Origin of the sequence: Faecalibacterium sp. DFI.5.82 (assembly GCF_029076575.1) — a bacterium.
GTDB classification, from domain to species: Bacteria; Bacillota; Clostridia; order Oscillospirales; family Ruminococcaceae; genus Faecalibacterium; species Faecalibacterium duncaniae.
The window spans coordinates 1-313 of the sequence record NZ_JARFIS010000445.1 but is presented as its reverse complement, the minus strand read 5'-3'; the positions used below and the strand labels follow the sequence as shown (position 1 = coordinate 313).

At 54.6% G+C, this 313-nt stretch carries 1 protein-coding gene; it reads right to left on the bottom strand.

The window, feature by feature from the left end:
- On the bottom strand, positions 1 to 313 hold a 313-nt coding region (locus tag P0G09_RS17355), incomplete at both ends, for a hypothetical protein (protein ID WP_275253296.1).

Genomic DNA, 313 nt, shown 5'->3' with positions numbered 1-313 from the left:
ACTCGCTGGCCCACTGCTCGGTCAGATGGTTGGGTACCACGAACAGGCTTTTCTGACACAGGCCCAAACGCTTAGATTCCATTGCCGAAGCTGCCATCTCAAAACTTTTGCCGGCACCCACCTCGTGGGCGAGCAGGGTGTTCCCACCATAAAGCACATGAGCAACTGCATTGCGCTGATGTTCCTGCAGATTGATCTCCGGGTTCATACCGACAAAATGGATATGGCTTCCGTCATACTCGCGGGGCCGGGTACTATTGAACAACTCGTTATACTGCTTCACCAGCAGATTCCGCCGCTGCGGGTCTTGCCA